Origin of the sequence: Halomonas sp. ISL-56 (assembly GCF_018612805.1) — a bacterium.
Taxonomy (GTDB): domain Bacteria; phylum Pseudomonadota; class Gammaproteobacteria; order Pseudomonadales; family Halomonadaceae; genus Vreelandella.
In genome coordinates, this window is sequence record NZ_JAGGRO010000015.1 from 146,775 (window position 1) to 173,050 (window position 26,276).

General features: G+C 53.8%; 26 protein-coding genes. 22 read left to right on the forward strand and 4 right to left on the reverse strand.

The window, feature by feature from the left end; genetic code table 11:
• Window positions 1-129: 129 nt before the first annotated feature.
• Together J7J49_RS13080 and J7J49_RS13085 are read left to right on the forward strand one after the other, a co-directional pair.
• On the forward strand, window positions 130-1,029 hold the full coding sequence (locus J7J49_RS13080; protein WP_064232828.1) for a YihY/virulence factor BrkB family protein: 900 nt from the start codon (window positions 130-132) through the stop codon (window positions 1,027-1,029).
• A 35-nt stretch (window positions 1,030-1,064) separates the two neighbouring features.
• Window positions 1,065-1,340, forward strand: a complete 276-nt coding sequence (locus tag J7J49_RS13085) for an acylphosphatase (RefSeq protein WP_064232827.1) — start codon at window positions 1,065-1,067, stop codon at window positions 1,338-1,340.
• Between the two features lie 59 nt (window positions 1,341-1,399).
• On the opposite strand, the gene J7J49_RS13090 is transcribed toward J7J49_RS13085, so the two are convergent.
• Window positions 1,400-2,341 (reverse strand): NAD(P)-dependent oxidoreductase, encoded by a 942-nt coding sequence (locus J7J49_RS13090; protein ID WP_215093156.1) that lies wholly within the window; start codon window positions 2,339-2,341, stop codon window positions 1,400-1,402.
• A 218-nt stretch (window positions 2,342-2,559) separates the two neighbouring features.
• Between J7J49_RS13090 and J7J49_RS13095 the strand changes: the two genes are divergently transcribed.
• The 13 genes from J7J49_RS13095 (at window position 2,560) to J7J49_RS13155 (ending at window position 13,563) form a co-directional block, all read left to right on the forward strand.
• A complete protein-coding gene (locus J7J49_RS13095) occupies window positions 2,560-2,859 on the forward strand; it encodes an FmdB family zinc ribbon protein (RefSeq protein ID WP_064232825.1) in 300 nt (99 codons plus the stop codon).
• Between the two features lie 64 nt (window positions 2,860-2,923).
• Window positions 2,924-4,705 (forward strand): aspartate--tRNA ligase, encoded by a 1,782-nt coding sequence (gene aspS, locus J7J49_RS13100; protein ID WP_215093158.1) that lies wholly within the window; start codon window positions 2,924-2,926, stop codon window positions 4,703-4,705.
• A 78-nt stretch (window positions 4,706-4,783) separates the two neighbouring features.
• Window positions 4,784-5,347 (forward strand): crossover junction endodeoxyribonuclease RuvC, encoded by a 564-nt coding sequence (ruvC, locus tag J7J49_RS13105; protein ID WP_064232823.1) that lies wholly within the window; start codon window positions 4,784-4,786, stop codon window positions 5,345-5,347.
• A gap of 118 nt (window positions 5,348-5,465) precedes the next feature.
• Window positions 5,466-6,086: a Holliday junction branch migration protein RuvA gene (ruvA, locus tag J7J49_RS13110; RefSeq protein ID WP_215093160.1), complete on the forward strand. Its 621-nt coding sequence runs from the start codon at window positions 5,466-5,468 to the stop codon at window positions 6,084-6,086.
• A gap of 72 nt (window positions 6,087-6,158) precedes the next feature.
• Window positions 6,159-7,196 (forward strand): Holliday junction branch migration DNA helicase RuvB, encoded by a 1,038-nt coding sequence (ruvB, locus tag J7J49_RS13115; protein ID WP_064232821.1) that lies wholly within the window; start codon window positions 6,159-6,161, stop codon window positions 7,194-7,196.
• Window positions 7,193-7,606 (forward strand): tol-pal system-associated acyl-CoA thioesterase, encoded by a 414-nt coding sequence (gene ybgC, locus J7J49_RS13120; protein WP_353048377.1) that lies wholly within the window; start codon window positions 7,193-7,195, stop codon window positions 7,604-7,606. The genes ruvB and ybgC overlap by 4 nt, the downstream gene beginning before the upstream one ends.
• Before the next feature lie 58 nt (window positions 7,607-7,664).
• Window positions 7,665-8,360 carry a protein TolQ gene (gene tolQ / locus J7J49_RS13125; protein ID WP_007114222.1) on the forward strand — a complete coding sequence of 232 codons (696 nt, stop codon included), beginning with the start codon at window positions 7,665-7,667 and terminating at the stop codon, window positions 8,358-8,360.
• Between the two features lie 12 nt (window positions 8,361-8,372).
• The gene (gene tolR / locus J7J49_RS13130) at window positions 8,373-8,810 is read left to right on the forward strand and encodes a protein TolR (RefSeq protein ID WP_064232820.1); all 438 of its coding nucleotides are present in this window, start codon (window positions 8,373-8,375) and stop codon (window positions 8,808-8,810) included.
• 13 nt (window positions 8,811-8,823) lie between these two features.
• The gene (tolA, locus tag J7J49_RS13135) at window positions 8,824-10,008 is read left to right on the forward strand and encodes a cell envelope integrity protein TolA (RefSeq protein WP_215093162.1); all 1,185 of its coding nucleotides are present in this window, start codon (window positions 8,824-8,826) and stop codon (window positions 10,006-10,008) included.
• Window positions 10,008-11,294 (forward strand): Tol-Pal system beta propeller repeat protein TolB, encoded by a 1,287-nt coding sequence (gene tolB / locus J7J49_RS13140; RefSeq protein WP_215093164.1) that lies wholly within the window; start codon window positions 10,008-10,010, stop codon window positions 11,292-11,294. The genes tolA and tolB overlap by 1 nt, the downstream gene beginning before the upstream one ends.
• A 53-nt stretch (window positions 11,295-11,347) precedes the next feature.
• A complete protein-coding gene (gene pal / locus J7J49_RS13145) occupies window positions 11,348-11,893 on the forward strand; it encodes a peptidoglycan-associated lipoprotein Pal (protein ID WP_064232818.1) in 546 nt (181 codons plus the stop codon).
• 79 nt (window positions 11,894-11,972) lie between these two features.
• Window positions 11,973-12,767, forward strand: coding sequence for a tol-pal system protein YbgF (gene ybgF, locus J7J49_RS13150; RefSeq protein ID WP_064232817.1), 795 nt, complete (start codon window positions 11,973-11,975; stop codon window positions 12,765-12,767).
• Between the two features lie 34 nt (window positions 12,768-12,801).
• Entirely contained in the window at window positions 12,802-13,563 is a 762-nt protein-coding gene (locus J7J49_RS13155; protein ID WP_215093166.1) for a YciK family oxidoreductase, read from the forward strand.
• Window positions 13,564-13,590: 27 nt separating this feature from the next.
• Here J7J49_RS13155 and J7J49_RS13160 read toward each other — a convergent pair whose 3' ends face one another.
• Both J7J49_RS13160 and ubiG read right to left on the reverse strand, forming a co-directional pair.
• On the reverse strand, window positions 13,591-14,259 hold the full coding sequence (locus tag J7J49_RS13160) for an HAD-IA family hydrolase (protein WP_215093168.1): 669 nt from the start codon (window positions 14,257-14,259) through the stop codon (window positions 13,591-13,593).
• Window positions 14,260-15,003: a bifunctional 2-polyprenyl-6-hydroxyphenol methylase/3-demethylubiquinol 3-O-methyltransferase UbiG gene (gene ubiG / locus J7J49_RS13165; RefSeq protein ID WP_064232814.1), complete on the reverse strand. Its 744-nt coding sequence runs from the start codon at window positions 15,001-15,003 to the stop codon at window positions 14,260-14,262.
• Window positions 15,004-15,174: 171 nt separating this feature from the next.
• Here ubiG and galU point away from each other — a divergent pair, with 171 nt between their 5' ends.
• The 7 genes from galU (at window position 15,175) to J7J49_RS13200 (ending at window position 25,492) form a co-directional block, all read left to right on the forward strand.
• A complete protein-coding gene (gene galU, locus J7J49_RS13170) occupies window positions 15,175-16,065 on the forward strand; it encodes a UTP--glucose-1-phosphate uridylyltransferase GalU (RefSeq protein WP_064232813.1) in 891 nt (296 codons plus the stop codon).
• A 3-nt stretch (window positions 16,066-16,068) separates the two neighbouring features.
• Complete coding sequence (locus tag J7J49_RS13175; RefSeq protein WP_064232812.1) at window positions 16,069-17,361, forward strand: nucleotide sugar dehydrogenase; 1,293 nt, start codon at window positions 16,069-16,071, stop codon at window positions 17,359-17,361.
• A gap of 9 nt (window positions 17,362-17,370) precedes the next feature.
• Window positions 17,371-18,204 (forward strand): coiled-coil domain-containing protein, encoded by an 834-nt coding sequence (locus tag J7J49_RS13180; RefSeq protein WP_215093170.1) that lies wholly within the window; start codon window positions 17,371-17,373, stop codon window positions 18,202-18,204.
• 120 nt (window positions 18,205-18,324) lie between these two features.
• Window positions 18,325-20,178 (forward strand): autotransporter assembly complex protein TamA, encoded by a 1,854-nt coding sequence (gene tamA, locus J7J49_RS13185; RefSeq protein WP_064232810.1) that lies wholly within the window; start codon window positions 18,325-18,327, stop codon window positions 20,176-20,178.
• Window positions 20,179-20,187: 9 nt separating this feature from the next.
• Window positions 20,188-24,261: an autotransporter assembly complex protein TamB gene (gene tamB, locus J7J49_RS13190; protein ID WP_251048293.1), complete on the forward strand. Its 4,074-nt coding sequence runs from the start codon at window positions 20,188-20,190 to the stop codon at window positions 24,259-24,261.
• 11 nt (window positions 24,262-24,272) lie between these two features.
• On the forward strand, window positions 24,273-24,917 hold the full coding sequence (msrA, locus tag J7J49_RS13195) for a peptide-methionine (S)-S-oxide reductase MsrA (RefSeq protein ID WP_215093172.1): 645 nt from the start codon (window positions 24,273-24,275) through the stop codon (window positions 24,915-24,917).
• A gap of 47 nt (window positions 24,918-24,964) precedes the next feature.
• Window positions 24,965-25,492, forward strand: a complete 528-nt coding sequence (locus tag J7J49_RS13200; protein WP_215093174.1) for a c-type cytochrome — start codon at window positions 24,965-24,967, stop codon at window positions 25,490-25,492.
• A gap of 105 nt (window positions 25,493-25,597) precedes the next feature.
• On the opposite strand, the gene can is transcribed toward J7J49_RS13200, so the two are convergent.
• Window positions 25,598-26,245, reverse strand: coding sequence for a carbonate dehydratase (gene can / locus J7J49_RS13205; RefSeq protein WP_064232807.1), 648 nt, complete (start codon window positions 26,243-26,245; stop codon window positions 25,598-25,600).
• Window positions 26,246-26,276: the final 31 nt, after the last annotated feature.

Sequence of the window (26,276 nt, forward strand, 5' to 3'; positions counted from 1 at the left end):
TCAGTGATGCAACGTACCAGAAAACTGCGCTAAACGCTGTGGTTAGGTATGCTATCAAAATAGGATGTTGATAACGCTTATAAAACGCCTCGATACTCAGCATCGTTACCCAGTGCACAGGGAGTGAATATGATTAAACGCACCGCTATCTTTTGGTGGAAAGTCGTCCAGGATGCCACGTCACTATGGTTGGAACGCAATGCCTTTAGCTACGCAGGCTCGCTAGCGTTCTATACGCTTTTCTCGCTGGCACCTACGATCATCATTGCCGTCACCGTGATTGGCGTTGTTATGGGTGAAGAGGCGGCTCAGGGGCAAATTGTTGCTCAACTGCAAGGGACGTTAGGGGTCGACGCAGCGGTTGCTATTCAAGAAGCTGTCGCTCAGTCAAGAATTGAAGAGTCCGGTATTTTGCCAACGCTGCTAGGTATAGGAGCACTGGTGATTGGTGCGACGACGGTCTTCGCCCAGATGCAGTTCTCGTTGAATACCATCTGGGGCGTGACAGCAAAGCCAACCTCCAACAGTGCATTGCTGTTTATTAAAAATCGCTTGTTGTCGCTAACGGTGGTGCTATCCATTGGGTTTATATTACTGGTCTCATTAGTGATGGGTGTCGTGCTGCGAGGAATGCTGCAAGCTGCTGATAACCTGGTGCCCTATGCCAGCTTGTTAACAACATCGGTAGAGTCGCTGATCTCACTGGGTGTTGTGACCTTGCTATTTGCCACTATTTTTAAAGTACTTCCTGACGTTGTGTTGCGTTGGCAAGATGTGTTGATTGGTGCGGTCGTAACCGCCGTGTTGTTTACCATTGGTCGTAGTGTGATAGCGATTTATCTGGCGTACACGGCAACAGCGTCCACCTATGGCGCCGCCGGGTCGGTGGTAATGATTTTGTTGTGGGTCTACTACAGTTCACTAATTCTGCTGTTTGGGGCGGCGTTTACCCGCTCATTGCTGCTGCGCCGTGGTCGCCCGCTGATACCACGCAACAGTGCAGTCATTGTCAAACGCGAGTTTATTTAACATTCCGGTAAGAGCAGCAATGTAAGGAGGTAAGTATGAGCGATTGCTGTGTGCGTGCCCTGGTGACTGGCAGGGTGCAAGGTGTCTGGTATCGCCGTGCTACTCAAGAAAAAGCTCTGCAGCACAGCATCACCGGCTACGCCAAAAACTTGCCCGATGGTCGCGTGGAGGTGTTGATGTGTGGCCACTCAGATGCAGTCAAATTGTTAAGCGAATGGCTATGGAAGGGCTCGGAGGGTGCGAAGGTTACCCATGTGGAACTCGAGGTGCTGGATAGCTGCCGCCCCCCGAGCCACTTTGCCACCCAATAATGCCTGTTAAAGCTCTGTTTCAGGCCTTAGAGGGCTAGTCAGCAGACTTCGGCTAATGTCTATTGGGCACTTTTCCAATCAAGAATATTGTTAGCCGTTAGGCTGACAATATTCTGGCGTGCTTCCGGTGTAATCCAGGCATTATGTGGGGTGACGATTAGGTTTAGCGGTTCGCTGAGCGCATCCAGCAGTGGATGACTCTCTCTGGGCGGCTCGGCGGGTAACACATCAACGCCTAATCCGCCCAGCTTGCCAATGCGCAGCGCCTCCAGCGCGGCCACTTCATCAATCACCCCGCCGCGAGCACAGTTGACCAGTATCAGCGAAGGCTTGACACAAGCTAGACGCTCACGATTGATCAAGTGCTTGGTAGCCTCACTTAGCGGGCAGTGCAAACTGATCAGATCAGCATCGGGCAGCAGGTCGTCCAGGGCAGGGCGTTTGTCATTCGCTTCATTGCCGGGACGAGCGGCAAAGGTGACTTGTATACCAAAGGCCTCGGCAAGGCGTGCTACTTCCGTGCCAAGCTCGCCTTGCCCGACCATCACCAGTTGTTTGCCAGAGAGCTGTAGCGTTGGGTAATCTTGCAAACAGAAGAAGGCGCTACGCTGCCACTCGCCTGCGGCGACATCGCGCTGATAGAGAGGTAGGCGATTGGCTAACGCGAGCATTAACATCAAGGTGTGTTGGGAAACGCTAGCGGTGCCATAAGCCGCAACGTTTTTGACCTCGATGTTGTGTTTTTTTGCGCTCTCAAGATCGATATTATTGAGGCCTGTCGCTAAAACGCATATCAGCCGCAGTTTCGGCAACTGTTGCAGTGTCTCAGCGTCCAGCACTACCTTATTGACGATCGCAATATCCGCGTTGGCAAGGCGTTCCCGTGCTTGTTGGGTCGTACTCTGCTCGAACACTTCAAGATGTGAAACCGTCTCTTTAATGGCGTTCAAATTGATCTCGGGGCCGAGGCTTTGCGCATCCAGTATTACCGCATGGGGCATTTTCTTCTCTCCATTAACTGCAGGGGGCTGTATAACCTTGCTCGTTAGGGGGCACAAAAGGGTATAATGGCGGCGCTTTATCAACCGCAGCCTTGGAATTTACCCCGACTGGCCACATATTGCAGCCTGGCAGCGTTTGTGTCCGCTAATGTTCTTTAAAAGAACGATCTTTAAAAGAACCGAGCTTGTCAGGGTTGAGCTTATTAGGAGTCATTAAGATGCCCATCTACGAATATGAGTGCAAGGCCTGCGGCCATCGTATGGAGAAATTGCAGAAAATTAGCGCCGATCCTCTTAAGGATTGCCCTGCATGCCAAAGCGATGGTTTAGAACGGCTTGTCTCGGCGGCGGGTTTCCGGCTAGCCGGCGGCGGTTGGTACGAAACAGATTTCAAAACGGGTAGCAAAAAGAACCTCGTCGCTGATGGCAAAACTGCTTCTGCAGATGCCGGTAAGTCAAGCGATTCAAGTGCTACCGCTAAAAGCGTTACTCCCAAAGACAAGGGCGCTGCGGCATAGCCGCGGTAGTCAACGTCGGGACACCCGCGACCACTCATTGCCACGTAACAGAACAGGATTTGACATGCGCAGCCATTATTGCGGCCAGCTAAACGAAACTTTGGTGGATCAAACGGTTACGGTATGCGGATGGGTTCATCGCCGCCGTGACCATGGTGGGGTAATTTTCCTCGATATGCGCGATCGTGACGGCATCGCTCAGTTCGTGGTTGACCCAGATACCGCCGAGGCGTTCGCTAATGCCGACCGTGCCCGCAGTGAGTTTGTCCTGCGCATCACTGGTCGCGTTCGGCTGCGCCCAGAAGGTACTCAAAACCCGAACATGCCAACGGGTATGATTGAGGTGTTGGCAAAAGACGTTGAAGTGCTCAATACCGCCGTTACTCCGCCATTCCAGCTGGATGAGCATGGCAAAGTCGGTGAAGAAGTGCGCTTAAAGCACCGCTATATCGACCTACGTCGCCCGGACATGATCGAGAAGCTGCGTCTGCGCTCGCGTATTTCTCACAATGTGCGCGCGTACCTTGAAAACCAGGGCTTCCTGGATATCGAAACGCCGGTGCTCACTCGCGCGACGCCAGAAGGCGCCCGCGACTACCTGGTACCTAGCCGCACCCACGCGGGTAGTTTCTTTGCACTGCCCCAGTCGCCGCAGCTGTTTAAGCAGCTGTTGATGGTGGCGGGTTTTGACCGCTACTACCAAATTGCTAAGTGCTTCCGCGATGAAGACCTACGCGCCGACCGTCAGCCTGAGTTCACTCAGATTGATATCGAGGCGTCGTTTGTCGAAGAGAACGACATCATGGGCATTACTGAAGCCATGATCCGTCAGCTGTTCCAAGACGTGCTAAAAGCCGAACTGCCCGAGTTTCCGCGCATGACCTGGCAGGAAGCGATGGATCGTTTCGGTTCCGACAAGCCAGACCTGCGCATCCCGCTGGAACTGACCGATGTCGACGATCTGATGCAGCAGGTCGACTTCAAAGTCTTCTCTGGCCCCGCCAGCGCAGACGATGGCCGTGTGGCAGCGCTGAAAGTACCCGGCGGCGCCAAACTGTCGCGTAAAGAAATTGACGAGTACACCAAGTTTGTCGGCATCTACGGCGCCAAAGGCTTGGCGTGGATCAAGGTCAACGAGCGCGCCAAAGGACTTGAAGGTCTGCAGTCGCCGATCGTCAAGTTTATGGAAAACATCGTTGAAGAGCTGCTTGATCGTGTGGGCGCTGAAGATGGTGACATCATCTTCTTTGGTGCCGATAAAACCCGTATCGTTAACGAAGCCATTGGCGCGCTGCGCGTCAAGCTGGGCGCTGACCTTGAGCTCTACACCCAAGAGTGGGCGCCACTATGGGTGGTCGACTTCCCAATGTTTGAAGCTGACGATAATGGTCGTTTGAGCCCGCTGCACCACCCCTTCACTGCGCCCTCCTGCACGCCCGAAGAGCTCAAGGCTGATCCTGCCAAGGCGCTTTCTCGCGCTTACGATATGGTGCTCAACGGCACCGAATTGGGCGGTGGCTCGATCCGTATTCACGACCAAGCCATGCAGAGCACGGTGTTTGAGATTCTTGGTATTGGTGAAGAAGAAGCTCAAGAAAAATTCGGCTTCCTGCTGGACGCGTTGCAGTACGGTGCGCCACCCCATGGTGGCTTAGCCTTTGGCCTGGATCGCCTGGTCATGCTAATGGTCGGTGCCAAGACTATTCGTGAAGTCATCGCTTTCCCGAAAACCCAAAGCGCTGCCTGTTTGATGACCAACGCACCGGGCGAAGTCAGTCCAGAGCAGTTGAAAGATTTGAACATCCGTTTGCGCCAGAAAGTCAAAGCGGAAACCGCTGCCGAATAAATCGGTGGGTTAACTGCCTAGCACCGACGCCACGGCGTCGGTGTTTTTGTATGTTCTAGCCACACGAGTATCGACGCCATGGAAGAGCAAAAGCCCGTCGTACCCATCCGCATCTTGGGCATAGACCCTGGCTCCCGGGTAACCGGTTACGGGGTGATCGATATTATTGGCGTTAAACCCAGCTATGTGGCGAGTGGCTGTATTCGCACGGCGGAAGGAGCGTTAGAGCAGCGTTTGGCGCAGATTTACGCTGGTCTCAGTGAAGTCGTTGGCCTACATCGACCCTCTCAGGTGGCCATTGAGCGAGTATTTATGGCCAAAAATCCCGATTCTGCGCTGAAACTGGGCCAAGCGAGGGGAGCCGCAATGGTGTGTATGGCTAACCATGGCTTGAGCCTCGCCGAGTACGCTGCGCGACAGATCAAGCAAGCGGTGACCGGCCAGGGCGGCGCAGATAAAGAGCAGGTTCAGCATATGGTCACCGCTATTCTGCAACTATCCGCTACCCCTCAAGCTGACGCTGCCGATGCGTTAGCCATTGCTTTAACGCATGCTTATAACGGCCATGCGTTTAGCAGCCTTGGTCTCCCTGTCGCAACATCTCGGAGCCGTCGTCGTTCAACCGGGCGCTGGCGGCTTTAATTCTAACTATGTTGGTGGCTGAACTACTGGTCACCTGTACAGAGTCGCTTTATAGTAACCGTCTGTTTTTCTCTCTATTGTTTTTCACTGTTTTTTTCTTCCAGGTGCGAGCGAATTTATGATTGGACGTCTGAGTGGCCAGCTAGTGGCAAAGCAACCTCCCTGGATTGTGATCGATGTTCACGGTGTAGGTTACGAGCTGGAAACTTCCATGAATACGCTGGTCGCGCTTCCTGAGGTCAACGAGAACGTTTCGTTATTCACTCATCTGACCATTCGTGATGACGCCCACCTGCTCTATGGGTTCGGCCGAGAGCACGAGCGTGCTCTGTTCCGTGCCCTAATCAAGGTCAACGGCGTAGGGCCTAAGCTGGCACTTGCCATCCTGTCGGGTATGGACGAAGACGCCTTTATGCGCTGCGTCCGTGATGACGACAGCAAAGCGTTGACAACACTGCCGGGGGTGGGGAAGAAAACCGCTGAGCGGCTGATTATCGAAATGCGCGACCGCTTTCCGGAATGGAAAGATAAGTGGGAAGACGGCAGCAACGCGCTGCTCCCCCTTGAGGCAACCAATGGTCGTGCCTCTGCCCGCAATAATCTTGCCGATGCGGAAGCTGCATTGGTCAGCTTGGGGTACAAACTGACTGAGGCGTCGAAAATGCTCACCGATATCGATCCCAATCAGTCCACTGAGGCACTTATCAAAGCTGCCCTTACCCAGCGCATGAGTGGCTAGCCAGACAGCGATACAAGTCCGAAATTGCGGGTAGTGAACAGACCTTTTGAATCGCCATAAAGAAGAGCATCTATGTTAGAACACGATCGGCTGATCGCCGCTGAGCCTGAACAGGGAGAGGGGCGCATTGATTACGCGATTCGCCCCAAGCGGCTGGATGATTATATTGGCCAGCCGCGCGTGCGTGAACAGCTGGAAATCTTTATCGGTGCCGCCCGGCTGCGGGAAGAGAGTCTGGATCACACCCTGGTATTTGGCCCCCCAGGGTTAGGTAAAACGACCCTTGCGCATATTATTGCCACCGAGATGGGGGTCGGTATGAAGTCGACTTCCGGCCCGGTACTTGAACGTGCGGGCGATTTAGCCGCCATGTTGACCAACCTAGAGCCTGGCGACGTTCTCTTTATCGATGAAATTCATCGCCTGTCGCCGGTGGTAGAGGAAGTGCTCTATCCGGCTATGGAAGATTTTCAGCTCGATATTATGATAGGCGAAGGACCGGCAGCACGTTCGATTAAGCTGGATCTTCCCCGCTTTACACTGGTAGGGGCCACCACGCGGGCAGGGCTATTGACCTCTCCATTGCGAGATCGATTTGGTATCGTTCAACGGCTCGAATTTTATAATCTTGAAGAGCTGACGGAAATTGTCTCGCGCTCGGCGCGCCTGTTAGGCGTTGAAACCAGCCACGATGGCGCCATTGAAGTGGCCAGACGTTCAAGGGGCACGCCGCGAATTGCCAACCGATTGCTACGCCGGGTGCGGGATTACGCTGAAATGAAAGGTAATGGCGTCGTCGATGTAGCCATGGCGGATGCGGCGCTCAATATGCTCAACGTGGATCACCACGGTTTGGATCACATGGATCGGCGGCTACTGCTGGCCATGATAGATAAGTTTGACGGTGGGCCAGTGGGTATTGACTCGCTCGCTGCTGCGATCAGTGAAGAGCGTGACACTATCGAAGATGTCATTGAGCCTTATCTTATTCAGCAGGGCTTGATAATGCGTACCCCTCGTGGCCGAGTAGTTACCCGCCAAGCATGGCTGCATTTTGAGCGTGTGCCTCACGAACAGGCAACCGATATGGAAGGAGAGCGCCGTCCGTGAGTCGTTACATCAACGAAGGCTACCGCCTGCCGCTGCGCGTTTATATGGAAGATACTGACGCAGGCGGTATTGTCTACTACGTTAACTACTTGAAGTTTATGGAGCGCGCGCGCAGTGAATGGCTTCGCCAGTTGGGCCTGAATCAGCAAACGCTGCTAGACGAAGGTACGCAGCTAGTGGTATACCGCTTGGCCTGTCATTACGCGAAACCGGCTTGCCTAGACGACGCGTTGGAAATTGGTGTTCACGTTACTGACGTTGGACGCTGTCGGATGACATTTGAACAGCAGGTTTGGCGTGGTGAGGAACTCCTTTGCTCTGCCACAGTCGAGATAGCCTGCTTGAGTACCGAGCGTCTACGGCCTAAAGCATGGCCAGCGTCGCTTAATATTTTGACCCAGGCCTCTTAACCAAGAGGTCATTCACTGCGTCGGCAATCCCGACCCTAATAGATTGATGAGGGCACCTGTGAACGATAACACCATGTCCATTCCCCATTTAATAATGAATGCCAGTACGGTAGTGCAACTGGTAATGCTGCTACTGCTGGTGGGGTCGATCCTCTCTTGGGTAGTGATTTTCCAGCGCAGCATTGCGTTGGGCCGTGCCAAGAAAGAGTACAACCAATTTGAGGAGTCTTTTTGGTCTGGTGTCGACTTGAACGAACTATACCGTGAAATCCCAGCCGATGACCCTCGCCACGGCGCTGAACATATTTTTCAAGCTGGTTTCCGCGAATTTAACCGTTTGATGCCTAAGACTCGTGACCCGGATACCGTACTAGAGGGTGTACAGCGCAGCATGCGCGTAGCATGGTCTCGTGAAGAGGATCGCTTAACTCAGCACCTCGTGTTTCTTGCCACCGTTGCCTCTGCTAGCCCCTATATCGGCCTGTTCGGTACCGTGTGGGGCATCATGGGGTCTTTTCAGGCTTTATCACTAACCCAGCAAGCAACCTTGGCTACGGTGGCGCCTTGGATTGCCGAAGCCCTGATTGCGACAGCTATGGGTCTATTTGCAGCTATTCCTGCGGTGATTTTCTATAACCGTCTTTCCAACTCGTCTTCTCGCCTGCTCGGCAAATACGAAGACTTTGCCGAAGAGTTCCACGCTATCCTGCACCGCAATTTGCAGGGCCGTGACGGCAAACCGAGCGCCAGCTAAGGGGAGAGAGTCATGCAAGGACCGTTCAATCGTAGTAGTACAAGCAAGCCGATGGCAGAAATTAACGTTGTTCCTTTCATCGACATTATGCTGGTACTGCTGGTGGTCTTTATGATCACCGCGCCGATGTTGACCCAAGGCGTACAAGTTGAGTTGCCGCAAGTCACCTCTCAGCCCATTGAGACACAGGAAGATAATGATCCCATCATTATCTCGGTTAATAGCGACGGTGGTTACTTCATCACGCTGGGGGAAGACTCCACGTCGGTCACGCTGGATGAAATGTCCACGAGAGTGACAACGATTCTTGAGCGACGTCCGGGTACGCCTGTCATGGTACGCGGTGACCGCAATGTGGCCTATGGGCAGATTGTCGTTTTAATGAGTACCCTACAAGGCGCCGGCGTTGCTAATGTGGGGCTGCTTTCTGAGCCGCCGCAAGATGGGTAAGGGCAAGGCGCACATGGCATTGAAACCCTCGCGCGATCCTCAGGATGTCGGCTATAAGTGGCCGACCGTTCTGGCGATAGGCGTGCACGTCGCGATTGTAGTGTTTAGCTTGATCAGCCTACCTAGTCGAGATGCAGAGCCTGATAGCTCTTCGATTGTGCAGGCGACGCTGGTAAGCACCGAAACGTTTACTGATCAGGCACAGCAAGCATTGGAAGAGCAGGCGGCGATGAATGCGCCCGCCGAAGCCCCTACCGAGCCGGAGGCACCGGAAGAGCCCTCAGCTAGTGAAGAACCGTCAGCTAGTGAACAGCAGGCTGCTGCAGAGCAACAAGCGGCAGAAGAGGCAGCCCAGCAGGCGGCGGAAGCCGAGGCACAGGCATTAGAAGAAGCACGTGCAGCCGCGGAGGCTGAGGCACAGCGTCGTGCTGAAGAAGCGGCTGCCCAGGCTGAGCAACAGGCGGCTGAAGCGGCTGAACGTGAAGCCGAAGCGGAAGCGGCGGCGCAGCGCCAACGTGAAGTGGAAGAGGCGCAACGCCAACAGGAAGCCGCAGAGCAACAGCAACGCGAAGAGGCCGAAGCACAGCGCCAACGTGAAGCCGAAGAGCAGCAGCGCCGGGAGGCGGAAGAAGCTGAACGCCAGCGTGCAGCGGCAGAACAACAGCAGCGCGAAGAAGCTGAAGCTGCACGTCAGCGTGAAGCCGAAGAACAGCGCCTTCGTGAGCAAGAATCGGCTCAGCGAGAGCGAGAGGCAGAAGCACAGCGCCAACGTGAAGCCGAAGAGCAGCAGCGTCGCGAAGCAGAAGCTGAGCGCCAACGCGAAGCCGCGGAAGCTGCAGAGGCGGCCATGCAACGCCAGTTGGCCGGTGAAGCCGAAGCCGCTGCTAATGCCCAGCAAGCTGAGCAGGCGGCCAATAGCTTTATTAATATTGTTCGCCGTGCTGTTGAGCAGGCGTGGGTGATTCCGCCCGGTGCAAGTGATGCGATGAGTGCTACGCTACAGGTACGGTTAGGTCCATCAGGAGAAGTATTGGCAACGTCGATTGTGACATCAAGCGGCGATAGTGCTTTTGACCGGTCTGTGATGCAGGCTGTGGAACATGCTGCACCGTTTGGTGAATTGCGAGATTTGCCAGCCGATCAGCAGCGTAATTTACGTCAGTTTAATCTGCGATTTACCCCGGGAGATGTTCGCTGATGCAAAGCTTGAGCAAAGTGTGGCTGTTCTGTGTACTGCTGCTTGTCAGCAGTGTGGCAAGTGCTAACTTAACCATTGAAATCACGCGAGGCAGCGATCAAGCGCTGCCTATAGGGGTAGTGCCGTTCGCCGGCTCGGACGGCCTACCCGAAGATATTGCACAAATTGTTCAAGATGACCTTGAACGCAGTGGCTATTTTGCTCCTTTAGCGCGTAGTGCTATGTTTGAGCAACCGAGTCAAGCTGACGATGTGCAGTTCGGTACTTGGCGTTCGCTGGATGTGCGCTATCTAGTGGTCGGCAGGGCAGCACAAACTAACGGTGGCTTTGAGCTACAGTTTGAACTGATGGATATTAGCGGCCAGCGCCGGATGATTGGTGAAACCGTTACAGTAAGGGGCAATGACCTGCGGGGTGCTGCTCACTATATTAGTGATCAAATCTTTGAAGAGATTACTGATATTCGTGGTGCTTTCTCAACTAAGATTGCCTATGTCACTGCACAGGGTATTGGTGACAATATGCAGTTTGGTCTTTACGTTGCCGACGCGGATGGTCGCCGTAGTGAGCAGGTGTTGACCTCTGATGAACCAATCATGTCGCCAACGTGGTCACCTGATGGTACAAAGATCGCCTATGTCTCCTTTGAGACTGAGCGTCCAGCGATCTATATTCAGGATGTGGCGACAGGTCAGCGCGTGCAAGCAACCTCGTTTGATGGCATTAATGGCGCGCCAGCATGGTCGCCAGATGGACGGCGTATCGCTATGTCGCTGTCTAAAGATGGCCAGCCGGAAATTTATATTATGGATGTTGCCAACCGTTCAGTAGAACGCATTACCAATAACAACAGCATTGATACGGAACCCGCTTGGGCGCCGGATGGACGCAGTCTGTTGTTTACTTCCGATCGTAGCGGCGGCCCCCAGTTATACCAATACACATTGGGGGGCGGAGAGGCTAAGCGTCTAACATTTACCGGTAATTACAACGCGCGCGGGCGCTATTCGCCTGATGGCGAGCAGATTTTCTTGATTCACCGCTCTAGCCGTGGATACCAAGTGGCAAGGCAAGATGTAAGCGGTGATCGCTTAGTGGTATTGAGTGAATCAACAAGAGATGAATCTCCTAGTGTTGCGCCGAACGGGACCATGGTAATCTTCGCTACCCAGCAGGGTAACAGTGGGGTGCTAAGTGCTGTTTCTGCCGATGGCCGTTCTTCATTCAGGCTGCCGTCAGCACAAGGCGATGTCCGTGATCCAGCTTGGTCACCCTTCTTAAATTGATCAACTCAATTGATTAATATCGAAATTTTAGTTTTCAGGCAAGGAGTCTGATTATGCAACTCAAACCGTTGGCTCGCTCATTAGCAGCAGCGCTATCTATCGTAGTAATCGCTGGCTGTTCCAGCACCGGCGGAACCCAAGACGGTGACTCGTACGGCAGCCAGGATGGCAGCACTACTGGTTCCAGCACCTCGGGTACAGGCACGGGTAGTCAGTATGGTTCAACTTCTGGTTCAGGTTCAGGTGCGGGCCAGCAAGCTGATTCGCGCATTCCAGAAGTGCGCACAATCTATTTCGATTACGATCGCGATACGATTAAGAGCGAGTACGAATCCGTTGTAATGGCTCATGCGCGCTACTTGCGTGCCAATCCAAGTGCCCAAGTGGTTCTTCACGGGCATACAGATGAGCGTGGCACTCGTGAATACAACATGGCACTAGGTGAGCGTCGTGCCGGTGCAGTAGAGCGATTCCTGAATATTCAGGGTGTCTCTTCTTCACAAATGAGTGTAGTTAGTTATGGCGAAGAGCGTCCGGCCGTTAATGGTCAAGGCGAGAGCGCCTACGCTCAGAACCGTCGTGTTGTGTTTAACTACTGAGCATTCACTATTTAGTGTTTAACCACTGATGAATCCGGCGTGCGGCTAACCGCACGCCGTTTACGTCTCCGGAGTCATCATGAATCACAGTCTCAAGCGTTACGTTGAGAGGCTGTGCGGTGCGGGAGCCATAGCGCTCCCGCTATCCGTATTGTCGCTAACGGCCACCGCTCAACAGCCACTTGTTCAAGACCTTTCCAACTCTTCCAACAGCAGCTTCTATCAGCAGACGCAGCGACAGGAAGCGTCCAGCGGTAACCTGGTACTGTTTAACCAGGTACAGGAGCACCAGCAGGAAATCCAGCAACTACGTGGTCAGATAGAAGAGCTGCGTCACCAGCTGGAGCAGCTGCGTCGCCAATCTCAGCAGCAGTACCTCGATATTGAAGATCGCCTGATGAGCAGCGGCCCAACGCAGATTGAGCAGTCAACGCCCGCGGTAGAGCCAGAAGCCGCCGAGGAAGTTGTCAATGCTCCCTCTAGCCGCAATGTCAGCGAGGACGCACAAGCCGATTACCAAGCGGCCTTCGCACATGTGCAGGCGCGCCGATTTGACGAAGCCATTGCGGCCTTTGAAGCCTTTGTTACCGATCACCCTGATACTAGCCTAACGGCTAATGGTCACTACTGGCTGGGTGAATTATACGCTGCAGAAGGCGAACTGGATCCCGCTGATCAGGCGTTTAGCCGGGTGATAGAGGAGTATAGCGGCAGCAGCAAAGTGCCGGATGCGATTTATAAGTTAGGCTTAGTAAAAGCGCGCAAAGGAGAAGCTGAGCGTAGCCGAGAGTTACTTGAACAAGTGCGTGACGACTACCCGCAAAGCAGTGCCGCAGGCCTTGCCAATGACTTTTTACGTCAGTCAGCAAGTTAATATTTTTTGATCTATTTTGCTTCAGGGAATCAGCATGAGCTGCAAGATCGACTATCAACCAGCGCCCAACCTATTGGAAAATCGCATCGTGTTGGTAACCGGCGCAGGGGATGGAATTGGCCGTGCGGCAGCGCTGAGCTACGCCCAGCACGGAGCAACGGTGATCCTATTGGGGCGCACCATTGCCAAGCTAGAGCGCGTTTATGATGAAATCGAAGCGGCCGGGGGCCCCCAACCAGCGATTTTTCCGCTCAACTTTGAAGGCGCCACGCTAAAAGATTTTCATGATATGGCGGAAACGTTGGATAAAGAGTTTGGTCGCTTGGATGGATTGCTGCATAACGCGGGATTGTTAGGCCGCATCACTCCCTTTGAGCAGTATAATCCCGAGCTTTGGCAGCAGGTCATGCAGGTCAACATTAATGGGCCTATCTGGATGACTCAGGCGTTATTGCCTTTGCTGCAAGCGTCTGACGATGCGTCGGTTATTTTCACCTCATCCAGCGTTGGTCGCAAAGGTCGCGCCTATTGGGGTGCTTACTCAGTCTCTAAGTTTGCTACCGAAGGCTTTGTTGAGGTGCTTGCCGACGAGTTGGACAATCAGTCCAATATCCGGGTTAACTCGCTTAATCCAGGGGCGACACGTACCCAAATGCGGCGTACCGCATTTCCCGGTGAAGACCCTTTCACATTACGCACCCCGGAAGACATTATGCCTACCTACTTATGGCTTATGGGGCCAGACAGTGCAGGCACCAACGGTCAAAAGCTTGATGCCCAACCGCCCCGGGTATAAACGCTGAGATGTCGATGTGCTCGGTAGCTAACGTTTAAACGCGTCGAGGGCACCGACGAGTGCTTCGCACTCTCCAAACCATAAATCAGCAGGCCACCGCTGGTAGTCATCTTCTTCGCTAATATAACCATAGCCCACTGCTACAGCAGTCATGCCTGCGGCTACGGCGGCCTCGATATCACGCGCATGGTCGCCGATATACCAGCACTTTTCAGGTTCAACACCTAGCCGACGAGCCGCTTCCCAAAGCGGCTCTGGCGCCGGTTTTTTAACGCTCAAATCATCCGCACACAGCAGGGCGCCGGGCTGAAGGGCCAGTGCATCCAATAGCGGTAAGGTATAGCGGCGTGGTTTATTGGTCACAATACCCCAGGGCCGTTGGTCGCCATGCCACTCTTTAAGCCAAACATCAAGAGGTGAGAAAACCCGGCTGTGTACAGCGACCGCCTGCTCATAGGCATCGAGTAAAAACTGACGCGCTTGGGTATGTCCCTCTGCTGTGGCTTCTAACCCTAGTGCTAGTGTAACCAGCGCACTACCGCCATTAGAGACCTGACGCCTAATCACTGAAAAGGGGAGCGGGTCTAAGCCATGATGAACACGCAGCGCATTGGTTGCCTGGGCTAAATCTGGAGCAGTATCGATCAGGGTGCCATCTAGATCGAAGAGGATCGCTTGAGGCGCTTGCATAGGCATTTAATCGCTCACCTTGCGGCAGTACATCATGTAGTTAACCGAAACGTCATGGCTAACCAAGCGGTAGTGGCGGGTTACCGGGTTGTAGGTTAGACCTGTTTGCTCACGTACTTCTAAGCCACTGTTACGGGCCCAGGCGGCCATTTCTGAAGGGCGAATAAATTTAGCGTAGTTATGAGTACCCCGAGGGAGCAGTCTCAGCACATACTCGGCGCCTAAGATGGCAAAAGCGTAGGACTTGGCGGTGCGATTTAGTGTTGAGAAAAACACATACCCACCTGGGCGAACCAAGGCACTGCAGGCACGAATGACGGATGCCGGGTCAGGTACATGCTCAAGCATTTCCATACAGGTCACCGCATCGTAAAAGCCGGGCTTTTGAGCTGCCATGGCTTCTACACTGATGTGCTGATAATCAACCTCAATGCCGCGCTCTTCCGCGTGGAGCCTGGCTACCGCTAACGGCGCTTCACCAAGGTCAATGCCGGTGACTTTAGCCCCGCGGTTGGCCATTGATTCGCTCAAAATGCCGCCACCACAGCCCACATCCAACACTTTTTTCCCCGCCAGGCCCGCGCGCGCATCAATAAAATCGAGGCGCAAAGGGTTAATTTCATGGAGCGGTTTAAATTCTCCCTGCGGATCCCACCAGCGGCTAGCGAGCGCTTCAAATTTAGCGACTTCGGCTGCATCGACATTGCCTTGATAGTGGCCAGCAGTGCTATCCTGTGGTGTCGCTTGCATGTTGTGACTCCCATTGTCATTGAGCATTAAGCGAAAAATTGACGCTTAATCACTGGTTATTATCCATTTGTGCTCGTTATCGTCCATTGGCGAGGTGGCATCCATCCACGCCTTCAGTATTATGGACATTCTAACCACTCCTGTGTCGAAACGCATGAAAAGGACCTCTATATGATTCGCAAGGCCGTACTTCCTGTTGCTGGGTTTGGCACCCGCTGCTTGCCGGCTTCGAAGGCTATTCCCAAGGAGATGATTACGATTGTCGATAGGCCAGTCATTCAATATGTCGTTGAAGAAGCCATTGCCGCGGGTATTCGCGAGATTGTGCTGGTCACTAGTAGCAATAAAAGTGCTATAGAAAACCACTTCGATACCCACGCAGAATTGGAAGCCAGCCTGGAAGCGAAAGGTAAACACGAACTTTTGCAGATGTTGCGCAACTTAGTGCCTGACGACGTCAGTATTATCAGCATACGTCAGGGGGTACCGCTGGGGTTGGGCCATGCGGTGCTATGCGCCCGACCGATCATTGGCGACGATGAGCCTTTTGCAGTGCTGCTTCCGGATGTATTGGTCGATAACAGTACCAATTCTGCAACAGATTTAGCTGGCATGTTAGCGGCCTATGAACAACAGCAAACGGCGCAGCTGATGGTGGAAGAAGTTGCTTGGGAGCAAGTTGAAAAATATGGCATCGTAGCGCCAGCCGGTGATGTGCCCGCACCTAATCAATCGGTAGATTTAGCGGGTATGGTGGAAAAACCTAAGCGAGATGCGGCGCCCTCAAATCTAGCGGTAATAGGTCGTTATGCGCTGCCAGGGCATATTTTTCCTATTTTAGCCGCTACACAGCCCGGTGCTGGTGGTGAAATTCAGCTTACTGACGCGCTAGAAACGCTGCGCGAGCAATCGGGTGTCCAGGCATATCGTATGCAGGGCTCTACCTACGATTGCGGTCAGCCGCTGGGCTACCTAGAAGCCACGCTCGCCTACGCGCGTCGCCATCCTGAGTTCGGCGAGGGTTTCAAAGCCTTGCTATCACGTTACCACCAAGGAGAGTAACCCATGCGGGTGTTACTTTACGGTAGCGAATTAAGCGCAGCGACGGCAGCGGCTGCGCTAGCCTGGGTGGGCCATCAGGTGCAGTGGTTGCCTCATTCCGATGCTCCCTGGTCAGCTCTTTCTCAGGTAGATTGGCTACGTAGCGAACCTCAACTGATGGCCCATTTGGAGCAGGGCTTGGCGGAGGGAACTCTCCAGGTCATTGAACAGCTTAAAGATGCAGCCATACCTGAAGTGATCTGGCTGGCGTTATCGCCCGCACAGCGCAGTTCGGCCAGCGCTCTGGTTGAAAATCCGCTATTAGCTGATCAGCAGGGCATCGTACTTATCAATAACTCAACTTTTCCGGTCGGCGAGACTGAGCGGCTACATGCGTTGATGGGGCCGCAGCACACCAGCGTGGCACTTCCTGATACGTTGGAAGAGGGCCGTGCGTGGGACTCGTTTACTCGTCCAACTAGGCGGCTGCTAGGTTGTGATAATACGACAGGTGAGCAGGTGACCAGAGAGCTGCTACGCGCCTTTAATCGGCGTAGCGAGGTATTTCAGTGTATGCCGCGCCGCGCCGCAGAGCTCACCAAGCTGGCGATTAACGGCATGCTTGCTACGCGCATCAGTTATATGAATGAAATTGCGGGCTTGGCTGATACCCTGGGTGTGGATGTCGAACATGTTAGACAGGGCATGGGTGCTGACTCGCGCATTGGTTTTGAATACCTGTACCCCGGGTGTGGATTTGGCGGGCCTAACTTCTCGCGTGACTTGATGCGCTTGGCCGATGTCCAACTACAAAGTGGCCGTTATTCAGCGTTGCTTGAACAGGTGATGGATATTAACGAGCAGAAGAAAGAGACCCTGTTCCGCAAGCTGTGGGCTCACTTTGCTGGTGAGATAGCAGGTAAAACCGTAGCAATTTGGGGCGCTGCGTTTAAACCTGGTACTGCGCGTATTGATCATGCCCCGGTATTAACATTGCTGGAGGCACTTTGGGCGCAAGGGGTTAAGGTTCAGCTCCACGACCCAGCGGCGGTGCCCGCTCTCCACGCCTTGGTTGGCGAGCGTGATGACCTGCGTACCTATACTCATGACCCCTACCAAGCTTGTGAGGGCGCCGATGTACTAATGCTGGTTACCGAATGGAAAACGTATTGGAACCCTGACTGGCACCGACTCGGCTCGCTATTAAACGCTAAACTCGTATTAGATGGGCGCAATATTTACGACCCTGAGTTTGTTGCCAGCTGTGGATTAATGTACCGAGGTATTGGCCGTCGTGCCGACCCGAAGACTCTTTGAGGAATTGTCATGCCAGACGCCACCGGATCCTCTCGTATTGTGCCCGATGTGGATCAAAGCTTGACAGCGCAACATCTACGCCACCGAAAGGGGCCGACGCTATGGCCGTTATGGCTATGTTTGCTACTGATCATCGCGCTATTGGGCACGGCGGCAGTTGGACTTTGGTACGAACGTGAACGACTTTTAGATGAGCTTCACCGGGTGAGTGGTGAAGTTTCCAATGTGCATGCCCGCTTGGATACGGATGACACGGATGTACAAGATGCGATAACCTTTGTACAAGCTCGGATGTCGACTCTTTTCCAAGAGCAAGAGCAGCTCTCTATGTCGTTGGCCGATACCCGTGAAGAGTTGTACGGTTTGCTCACCATGAATGAGGACATGGTCTCCACTGATTCGGTCAACTCGCTGTTGCAGCAGCTGGCCCAGCTTAGGGAACAGGCTGAGTTACGTGACCAACAGCTGATGGCGGTAAGGGAATCGCTTGATGCGCTGGAACAAACGGGAACGTCAGGTCGTCAAAATCTGGTTGAAGAAGTTGCTCACTTAGAGCAATTGAGCGAACAGCGCCTTTCAGCGCTGGATAGCCAGATAAATAGAGTCAGCAGTGCATGGGAGGAGCAGTTGGCAGCGCAAAGAGCCGCGATTGAGGCCCGCTTTGATGAGCTGGAAACATCCTTTGCAGAGTCTGTCGCAGATAGAGAAGCGCCAGCGGGGCAGGAAGCCCTAGAAACATTGGAACAAGAGTGGTCTCAACGCCTGAATTCGCTGGAAAGCGATGTGCGCCAAGTGCGTCAGGCACAGCTTGCCTTCAGTGCCCAGCTAGAGATGTTGCGCTAACGAATTGTGTCGAGTGTATGTATGCGACTGCTTAATCTTTGACATGCTAATGCGTTGAAATGCTAATGCTTTGAAATGCTTAGGTGATGAAGCCGCTGATTTAGGTTGGGATAAAAATGTATGGGAAGACAACGGCGATGGACATCAGCCACAGGACGCACGTTTTTTGCCGTGCTACCTCTGTTATGCATATCACATGGCGCATGGGCGTTAGAGGCGACTATCAAGGGCGTTTCCGATGAGGTTGAAGGCAATATCCAAGCCTATTTACAGAATATCGATGCAGCGCAATATACTGAAGTGCGTTTAGAAGGTGAAATTCGCCGACGCACCCAGGAAGCCATGCGTGTCTATGGCTATTACGAGCCTGAAATAACCCTTGAACGCGCCACTGATAAGCGCGTATGGCTTGAGATCGCACCTGGCCCCCAGATTAAAGTTGAAATTCTGTCAATCAATGTGGAAGGCGATGCGAGCGAGGATCCTCCTTTTCAACAGGCCGTAGAAGGCTTTCCCTTGAAAGAGGGAGATGTCTTGCGGCACGCCCCTTGGGATAGGCTGAGTAGTCAATTTTCTGGACTGGCCATCGAACGTGGTTACTTTGACTGGGGGTTTACCGATAGGCGCATGGAAGTACGCCCATATCTTCAGAGCGCGCGCCTGTATATGGATTTTGACAGTGGGCCTCGCTACCAATTTGGCGAAACATCAATAACCGGTAGCCATATTGAGCTAGACCGGTTGCGTCGCATGCAGCCTTTTGAGCAGGGCGACCCTTATTTGGCGCAAACCTTAGCAGAATATAACCAATCGCTTGCGGAAACCGGCTGGTTTAGTTCCGTATCTGTGCGTCCGCGTCTTGAAACAGCTCAAGAATTAACCATCGCTCCTTCTGGTGGAGGTGACCCCTGGTGGAGTGAAGCTACTGCATCGCAACCCGAACGCCCACGTTTGAGCAGCGCAGCACTTGCCAGCGCGCTGCGTGTTAATAAGCGCGATGATACCCAGCTACCTATCGACATTAGTGTTGAACCTGCTGACCGTCATCAGTTCGAAGTAGGTCTTGGCTATGCCACCGATGTGGGGCCGCGACTGCGCTTTGGTTGGGAGCAGCCGTGGATAAACCGCTATGGCCATAGCCTTGATCATGATCTCTATTTATCTGCCCCGGAGCAGCGTTTTACTGGGATGTATAACGTGCCCCTCGAGAACCCCCTTCGCGATAGCTACCGACTTCAATATGGAATCCGGAATGTCGACGATAGCGATACTCAGTCACTAGAAGGCACCGTCGAGCTGGCTCGGCGATGGCAGTTCGATAACGACTGGGTTCAAACGCTCTATTTCCGCACAACCTATGAGGATTTCGAACAGGGTGGTGAAGCAGATCAGGTGTGGCTATTCTACCCAGGCATTCAGTGGTCACGCACGCGAACACGCCCTCAACGCTTCCCTTTATGGGGTGATCGCCAGCAGCTCTCTTTAGAGTACTCGGATACCGTCTGGGGATCAGATGCGAAATTTGCTCGCATTACCGGCGATACGGAGTGGATCCGTATGATTGGTAATGATAACCGCTTCTTGGCACGCATCAGTTTAGGGGCCATTGAAACCGATGACTTTGCCAAAATACCGCCATCGCTGCGCTTTTTTGCGGGCGGTGACCGCAGTGTACGCGGCTACTCCTATGAGAGCTTATCCCCCCGCAACGACGAGGGCAGACTGCGCGGCGGTCAACAAATGCTCACCTCAACCCTTGAGTATCAGCGCCGCGTGACGGGGAGTTGGTGGGGGGCCACTTTCGTGGATAACGGCGACGCCTTTGATAACTGGGGCCCCAATGATTTGAAAACCGGTGCCGGGGTCGGGGTTCGCTGGGTCTCGCCGGTGGGGCCGATTCGTTTTGACATTGCCCATCCCTTAGACCACGAAGACGATTGGCGTTTGCACTTTTCCATCGGCCCGGAATTCTAGGAGAGAGACTTGTCGCAGGTTGAACCAGCTATATCTGATAAACGCCGTATGTTGTCTCCCAAATATCGCGCTTGGCTTCTACTCTGGAGCCTTATACGTCTTATTATTGTGCTGCCCATTTGGCTATTCGGCATTGCGGCGTTAGTGGTTGGGATAGCGTTATCTCCTTGGGGCACTGGGATACTGCTCTCGCAGGGTGAGCAGCGTGATGTATTCTCCTACGCCCATCATGAAGGCGGTTTACTAGACCATTTTCAGCTCGAGGGTTTTCAACTGCAGCTGGGAGAAACCCGCATAAGCGTGGATGAGTTTGAACTCCAGTGGGCGGATGACTGTGTGCTTTCTGGGCGCTTATGTATCGACACACTGCGTGTGGTGGGCGCCGATGTTCGATTAGGTTCACCCAGCGAGCAGGCGCCACCTCCCGAGGAGGGGGCGCCGCTGGCTATTCGCTTTCTTTTTCCCATCGAACTGCGTTCGCTACTACTGGACGATGTCAGCCTGCGGTTAGCCGATGGTACCGAGGTAGCGTGGCAATCTTTAAGCTCGGCGGCCATTGCTGAAGGCAATCAAGTGCGCTTTTCGCCAACGCACCTGGAGCAGCCCCGCGTCTATTTACCCCCATCGCCGGGGATCCGGCTAACGCAGGGTATACAAACGCCGCTTGATGCCGCCTCCATTGATGCCGCTATATTGCTCAACCAGCCGCAACAAGAGGCAGTAGCGGCAGTTGAGCCGCTTGAAGAGCAGTTCGAAACACGCGAGCGCCTGGAATTACCCGAAATTACGCTCCCGGTCGATATTCAGCTACCTGAATTTACCCTCAACGATTTTCGGCTGGAAGGGGCTGCCGAGTATCGCGTGGAGCGGCTGCGGTTAGGGTTGCTAACCGAGGGAAATAACGTTGAGTTAAGCGAGCTTTCCGTGGTTACCCCGGATGCTGAGGCTGAGTTAACGGCTAACGCAACCTTAAGTGGTAACTATCCACTCGATGCCCGCTTAGACGTAACGTTGTTTTTGCCTGAGATTTATCCTCAACTTAGTGGCGAGACGTTAACGTTAACGCTGTCTGGCACACTGGATGCACTTGAAGCGCAGTTGGAGGCATCTGGTGCAGTCAATGCGTCACTAAGCGGTCAAGTCGACGCGCTAGCACCAACGCTACCGTTTCAACTACAGTTGCAAAGCAATCAAGTCCAGTGGCCGCTGCCTGCAAGCGAAACTGACAGCAGCGTTGAGCGTATAGATGACAGCAGCGAAGAAGAGACTACCCAAGGCGATGGCGATGTTGCCCCTGCCCCCTATATAGTTGATGACCTGAATCTACAAATAACCGGAAACCTTAGCGATTATAGCGCGCAACTTGCTATGGCGGTTGAGGGCCCCAGCCTGCCGCGTACGCAAATTAACGTCGACGGAGAGGGTGATCTTGAGCAGTTTAGCTGGCAACCTCTCACCCTCGTGGTCGACGAAAGCTCCCTGCGCAGCGAAGGCAATATCAGCTGGGTAGCACCGCTACAAGTCAACACGACCATTCGTTTAGATCAGTTTAATCCGGCCCAATTCGTCGATCAGCTAGAGGGCGATTTAAACGGCGACATTGAGCTTAGGCTCCGCCAGCAAGGGGATCTGTGGGCCATTAGCGTGCCCAACTTAGCGATCGACGGTGAACTGCGCGACTACCCGTTAACCCTGCAAGCGGCCTTTGACGCTAACAGCAACCTGGAACTGGATATTGACGAACTGCTGTTCACCCAAGGTGATAATCGCTTACAAGCAGCGGGGCAAATCAGTGAACAGGCTATGTCGTTAAATGCTGATATTGCACTGCGTCAGCTGCAAACCCTCTCGCCAGACTTGGCGGGCACTATCGTGGGTACGCTAGAGGCGAGCGGCAGTTTTAACCAGCCCCAAGTACTCGCCAATTTACAGGGCGATGGCGTACGTTTTGGCGATAACCGCGTTGAGCGGTTAACGCTGGATGCCAATGTACAGGGCATCGATGACCCTACCCTCGACGTCCAACTGGTGTTACAAAACGTCAATGCTGGTGGGCAGTCGCTGGCAAACATTGAGGCCAACCTTGCAGGACGTCTCTCTGAGCATCAGCTTGAGTTGAGCGCCCAAGGCGCCAATAACAGTTCTCTCAGCCGTGCGCAGCTAGCCTTGAATGGCCGTTTTGACCAGCAAAGCCAGCTGTATCAAGCACGTGTAACACCGTTGGAGGTTGACTCTGAGGCGGGGGATATTCGCCTTGAAGCGCCTCTCGACCTGCGCTACAACCTGACTAATGGCGCGGCGCGTTTGTCGCCGTTCTGCCTGCGCCGTGAGCAGGGCGGGCTGGTCTGCTCAGAAGAGGAAATCATTGCCTCTGCGCAGCAAGGCAATGCTGTGCTTTCGGTGCGTGAAGTGCCAATGGAAATGCTGGACCCTTTTTTGCCAGAAGAGTGGCAGTTAGAGGGTGATACAACGGCGGATCTTGTCGTCAACTGGCGTCAGGGCGGTGCCCAGTGGCAGGCAGATCTACGAATTCTCAGTGAATTGGCGATTACCGCCGTTAATGATTATGGCCAACCTGTCTCACTGCCTGAGATTAATTTAGATGCTCAGATTGAAGCCACCCAAGCCCAGGCAAATGCCAATGTATCGCTCTCGCTTGCCGAGGCGGGAGACCTCAACTTAGATCTGTCGGTTAACGACCCATTAGGGGCAGGCGCATTATCAGGAGAGCTGCGCGCAACCAATGTGTCGCTGCAACCCTATCGGCCCATGTTGGTGGGAATGGATCGATTGGAAGGCGATCTTAGCGGCAGCGTGCAAATTTCCGGATCGACTGCTCAGCCTGATTTACTGGGCCAGCTTGGGCTACGGGGTATTGGCGTAAGTGGCCCGGATATTCCAGTCGATATTCAAGATGGTGAACTGGTGGTCTCTTTCGACGGCGAGCAGGGGGATATTGATGGCTATCTTGCCGCTGAGCGCGGGCGTTTAGATATTACCGGTGATGCCTATTGGCCAAGCGGCGATGATTGGCGTGTTGGTGTTGACCTGAATGCAGTACAAGCGCCTATCCTGGTCGTGCTGCCCCAGTTCGGTCGGCTTGAGGTAGCTCCTAATATCCGTATCCGAGTTACGCCGGAAAGGCTGCAAGTGAGGGGGGATGTCAATTTACCCTGGGCACGTCTTGAAATTGGCGATATGCCTTCGTCGGCCGTCACCCCGAGTGGCGACGAGATAATTATTACCGAGCGTGACGATCGCCAAGCGGAAATAGAGGCCCAACGTGCGGCAGCCAATGGGGATGGCCCCAGCGCTGCAGATGAACTTGCCGCTACTGGCATGGCTATTGATGTGCTGGTGACTTTAACGTTGGGACGAGATATGCAAATTTCAGCCTACGGTCTTGAGTCCGGATTAGGCGGTGCGCTGGAAATTCGCCAAAGCAGTGGGGCGTTGCAGCTGTTCGGCGATGTTAATTTAGTCGATGGTCGTTTCCAAGCATTCGGTCAAGACTTGGTTATTCGCCGCGGCGAACTGCTGTTTAGCGGGCCTCCGGGGCTACCTACGCTCGATTTCGAGGCCATTCGCAATCCTGACGTGACCGAAGATGATGTCATCGCGGGCTTACGGGTAACAGGCAGCGCCGAAGCACCGAATGTACTGATCTTTTCTGAACCGGCAATGGATGAATCCCGTGCGCTCTCTTACCTGTTACGGGGGCGCGCACCGGATGCCTCAGGTGGCGGTATGGATAGTGCACTGACAACCGCGCTGATAGGCATGTCATTAGGGCGAACCGGTGGCGCGGTGGGCTCCATTGGTGAGGCCTTCGGCATTGACGATTTAACCCTGGATACCGCCGGAGCCGGTGACGACAGCCAAGTCGCTGTCAGCGGCCAACTTACCGACGATCTCAGGATCAGTTACGGCGTGGGAATTTTCTCGCCTATTGCCGAACTAACACTACGTTACACCCTATGGCGTAACCTTTACGTACAGGCCGTATCGGGTACCAGCCAAGCGGTGGATTTGATCTACACCTTTACCCGTTCCGGTAATCCTGAAATCATTCAGCAGCAATAAGTGAGGGCGAAATGTCATTGTTTTCAAATACGTTTTCAAATACGAATTCAAGTGCTAGCCGTATGTTGCCGGGGCGCGATGCCCCGATACAGACAAGCGATGTCCACACCATTAACGGCCATTCGCTACACCCACCATTCCCAGAAGGACATGAGGAGATCGTGCTGGGTATGGGCTGCTTCTGGGGCGTTGAGCGTCTGTTTTGGCAGTTGCCCGGAGTCTTCGTCACTGCGGCAGGTTATGCCGGTGGCGAGACGCCTAACCCCACCTACGGTGAGACATGCACGGGGCGTACTGGCCACACCGAAGTGGTGCGGGTAATTTATGACCCTAAGCAAGTCGATCTTGAAACGCTGTTGCAGGTCTTTTGGGAACAGCACGATCCAACCCAGGGAAATCGCCAGGGTAACGATATTGGCTCTCAGTACCGTTCTGCCATTTTTACCACCCACCAAGCGCAGCAAGCGGCAGCCGAGCAGAGCGCGGCTACCTATCAGCAGGCGCTCGACAAAGCGGGTAAGGGGGCGATCACCACTGAGATTAAACCGCTGGAAACGTTTTATTACGCAGAGGCTTATCATCAGCAGTACCTTGATAAAAATCCCAATGGCTACTGCGGCTTGAAAGGCACTGGCGTCACTTGCCCCATCGGTTGACAGCGTTTTTTTTATTCTCAATTACCGAACCATCATAGGAAGCCACTATGCCGCAACGACATCGTTTGAAGAGGGCTTCCCCACACGCCGCGGTGGTCAGCGCCTTAGCGTTACTGCTGTGCACGCCACAGGCTTGGTCTGGAGAGGAGTTAAGTGTGTTAACTATGCCGCAGGCTCTTAGCGACACGCCCTTTGCAAGCGAACGCGAAGCCGTGATTTGGCGTCGCGAGGAGCTCAAAGATATTGAAAGCCTGGTGCGTCAGCTGCGCTTTGACCTGGTTAACAACCAGGATTTTGAAGCCGCCTCGCCGCGCTTACTTGAGCTGCAGGAGCGCGCCAGTGCCCAACGTTTACTGCCTGCGTTTATTGAAAGCACCCACGGCAGTGGATCCGAAGCGAAGGCCTCTATTTGGGAAGAGTGGGACGATTTCGCCGCCGGTTTTACCGACCTTGAGGATAAAATAGCCCACTTGATTGACGTGGCCGAACAACAGAATCCCCGTGACACTGCACGCGCGCTTTCAGAGGTAGGCGCGAGCTGCAAGAGCTGTCATCGTGCCTACCGCTACGACTAGCGTAGCGGTAGGTCTTAGATAAGTTTTGGAGATAGGTTTTGGAGATAGCTCTTGAGATAGCTCTTGGAGAATAGCTACTTGAAAAGTAGACGCAGGGAAGGGCGCCTAGTCGCCTTGCTGGATGCGGTCAATGCGGTAAAGTGTTTCCACTTGTTCTAGGCCACTGACGGTGCAGTTCAGGTCTTTAACACGACCATCGCTTAATCCATAGACCCAGCCATGCACGGAGATCTGCTGACCACGCTGCCAGGCGCGCTGCAAAATCTTGGTGCGACATAAACTATTCACCTGGGCTTTAACGTTGAGCTCGCACATACGATCGATTTGATCCTCTAGCGGGAGATGATCCAGCGAGCTCCGGTGGTGGTTATACTGTTCGCGCACCGAATGTAGCCAGTAATCCACCACGCCGCATTCACCGCCCATCATAGCGGCCTTAATGCCCCCACAACCATAGTGACCGACAACCATGATATGGCTGACTTTAAGAACATCCACCGCAAACTGAACCACCGAGAGGGCATTCATATCGGTATGGTGAAGCAGGTTGGCGACGTTACGATGGACGAAAACCTCTCCAGGCGGGAGAGCGATAATTTGGTTCGCAGGCACTCGGCTGTCGGAGCAGCCAATCCATAAATAATCCGGATTTTGCTGGTTCGAGAGGCGTTTAAAGTAGTCGGGGTCTTCTTCGCACATGCGCTCAGCCCAGGCGCGATTATTATCGAGTAGTGTGGCTATAGGGTCAGACATAGCGTCTCCAGTAAGGTTGAGGGGGCAAATG

What these genes read in the sequence shown, in the direction of transcription:
- J7J49_RS13080 (WP_064232828.1), top strand. Translation starts at nt 130, where the DNA reads ATGATTAAACGCACCGCTATCTTTTGGTGGAAAGTCGTCCAGGATGCC.
- J7J49_RS13085 (WP_064232827.1), top strand. Translation starts at nt 1,065, where the DNA reads ATGAGCGATTGCTGTGTGCGTGCCCTGGTGACTGGCAGGGTGCAAGGT.
- J7J49_RS13090 (WP_215093156.1), bottom strand. Translation starts at nt 2,341, where the DNA reads ATGCCCCATGCGGTAATACTGGATGCGCAAAGCCTCGGCCCCGAGATC.
- J7J49_RS13095 (WP_064232825.1), top strand. Translation starts at nt 2,560, where the DNA reads ATGCCCATCTACGAATATGAGTGCAAGGCCTGCGGCCATCGTATGGAG.
- aspS (WP_215093158.1), top strand. Translation starts at nt 2,924, where the DNA reads ATGCGCAGCCATTATTGCGGCCAGCTAAACGAAACTTTGGTGGATCAA.
- ruvC (WP_064232823.1), top strand. Translation starts at nt 4,784, where the DNA reads ATGGAAGAGCAAAAGCCCGTCGTACCCATCCGCATCTTGGGCATAGAC.
- ruvA (WP_215093160.1), top strand. Translation starts at nt 5,466, where the DNA reads ATGATTGGACGTCTGAGTGGCCAGCTAGTGGCAAAGCAACCTCCCTGG.
- ruvB (WP_064232821.1), top strand. Translation starts at nt 6,159, where the DNA reads ATGTTAGAACACGATCGGCTGATCGCCGCTGAGCCTGAACAGGGAGAG.
- tolR (WP_064232820.1), top strand. Translation starts at nt 8,373, where the DNA reads ATGCAAGGACCGTTCAATCGTAGTAGTACAAGCAAGCCGATGGCAGAA.
- tolA (WP_215093162.1), top strand. Translation starts at nt 8,824, where the DNA reads ATGGCATTGAAACCCTCGCGCGATCCTCAGGATGTCGGCTATAAGTGG.
- tolB (WP_215093164.1), top strand. Translation starts at nt 10,008, where the DNA reads ATGCAAAGCTTGAGCAAAGTGTGGCTGTTCTGTGTACTGCTGCTTGTC.
- pal (WP_064232818.1), top strand. Translation starts at nt 11,348, where the DNA reads ATGCAACTCAAACCGTTGGCTCGCTCATTAGCAGCAGCGCTATCTATC.
- ybgF (WP_064232817.1), top strand. Translation starts at nt 11,973, where the DNA reads ATGAATCACAGTCTCAAGCGTTACGTTGAGAGGCTGTGCGGTGCGGGA.
- J7J49_RS13155 (WP_215093166.1), top strand. Translation starts at nt 12,802, where the DNA reads ATGAGCTGCAAGATCGACTATCAACCAGCGCCCAACCTATTGGAAAAT.
- J7J49_RS13160 (WP_215093168.1), bottom strand. Translation starts at nt 14,259, where the DNA reads ATGCCTATGCAAGCGCCTCAAGCGATCCTCTTCGATCTAGATGGCACC.
- ubiG (WP_064232814.1), bottom strand. Translation starts at nt 15,003, where the DNA reads ATGCAAGCGACACCACAGGATAGCACTGCTGGCCACTATCAAGGCAAT.
- galU (WP_064232813.1), top strand. Translation starts at nt 15,175, where the DNA reads ATGATTCGCAAGGCCGTACTTCCTGTTGCTGGGTTTGGCACCCGCTGC.
- J7J49_RS13175 (WP_064232812.1), top strand. Translation starts at nt 16,069, where the DNA reads ATGCGGGTGTTACTTTACGGTAGCGAATTAAGCGCAGCGACGGCAGCG.
- J7J49_RS13180 (WP_215093170.1), top strand. Translation starts at nt 17,371, where the DNA reads ATGCCAGACGCCACCGGATCCTCTCGTATTGTGCCCGATGTGGATCAA.
- tamA (WP_064232810.1), top strand. Translation starts at nt 18,325, where the DNA reads ATGGGAAGACAACGGCGATGGACATCAGCCACAGGACGCACGTTTTTT.
- msrA (WP_215093172.1), top strand. Translation starts at nt 24,273, where the DNA reads ATGTCATTGTTTTCAAATACGTTTTCAAATACGAATTCAAGTGCTAGC.
- J7J49_RS13200 (WP_215093174.1), top strand. Translation starts at nt 24,965, where the DNA reads ATGCCGCAACGACATCGTTTGAAGAGGGCTTCCCCACACGCCGCGGTG.
- can (WP_064232807.1), bottom strand. Translation starts at nt 26,245, where the DNA reads ATGTCTGACCCTATAGCCACACTACTCGATAATAATCGCGCCTGGGCT.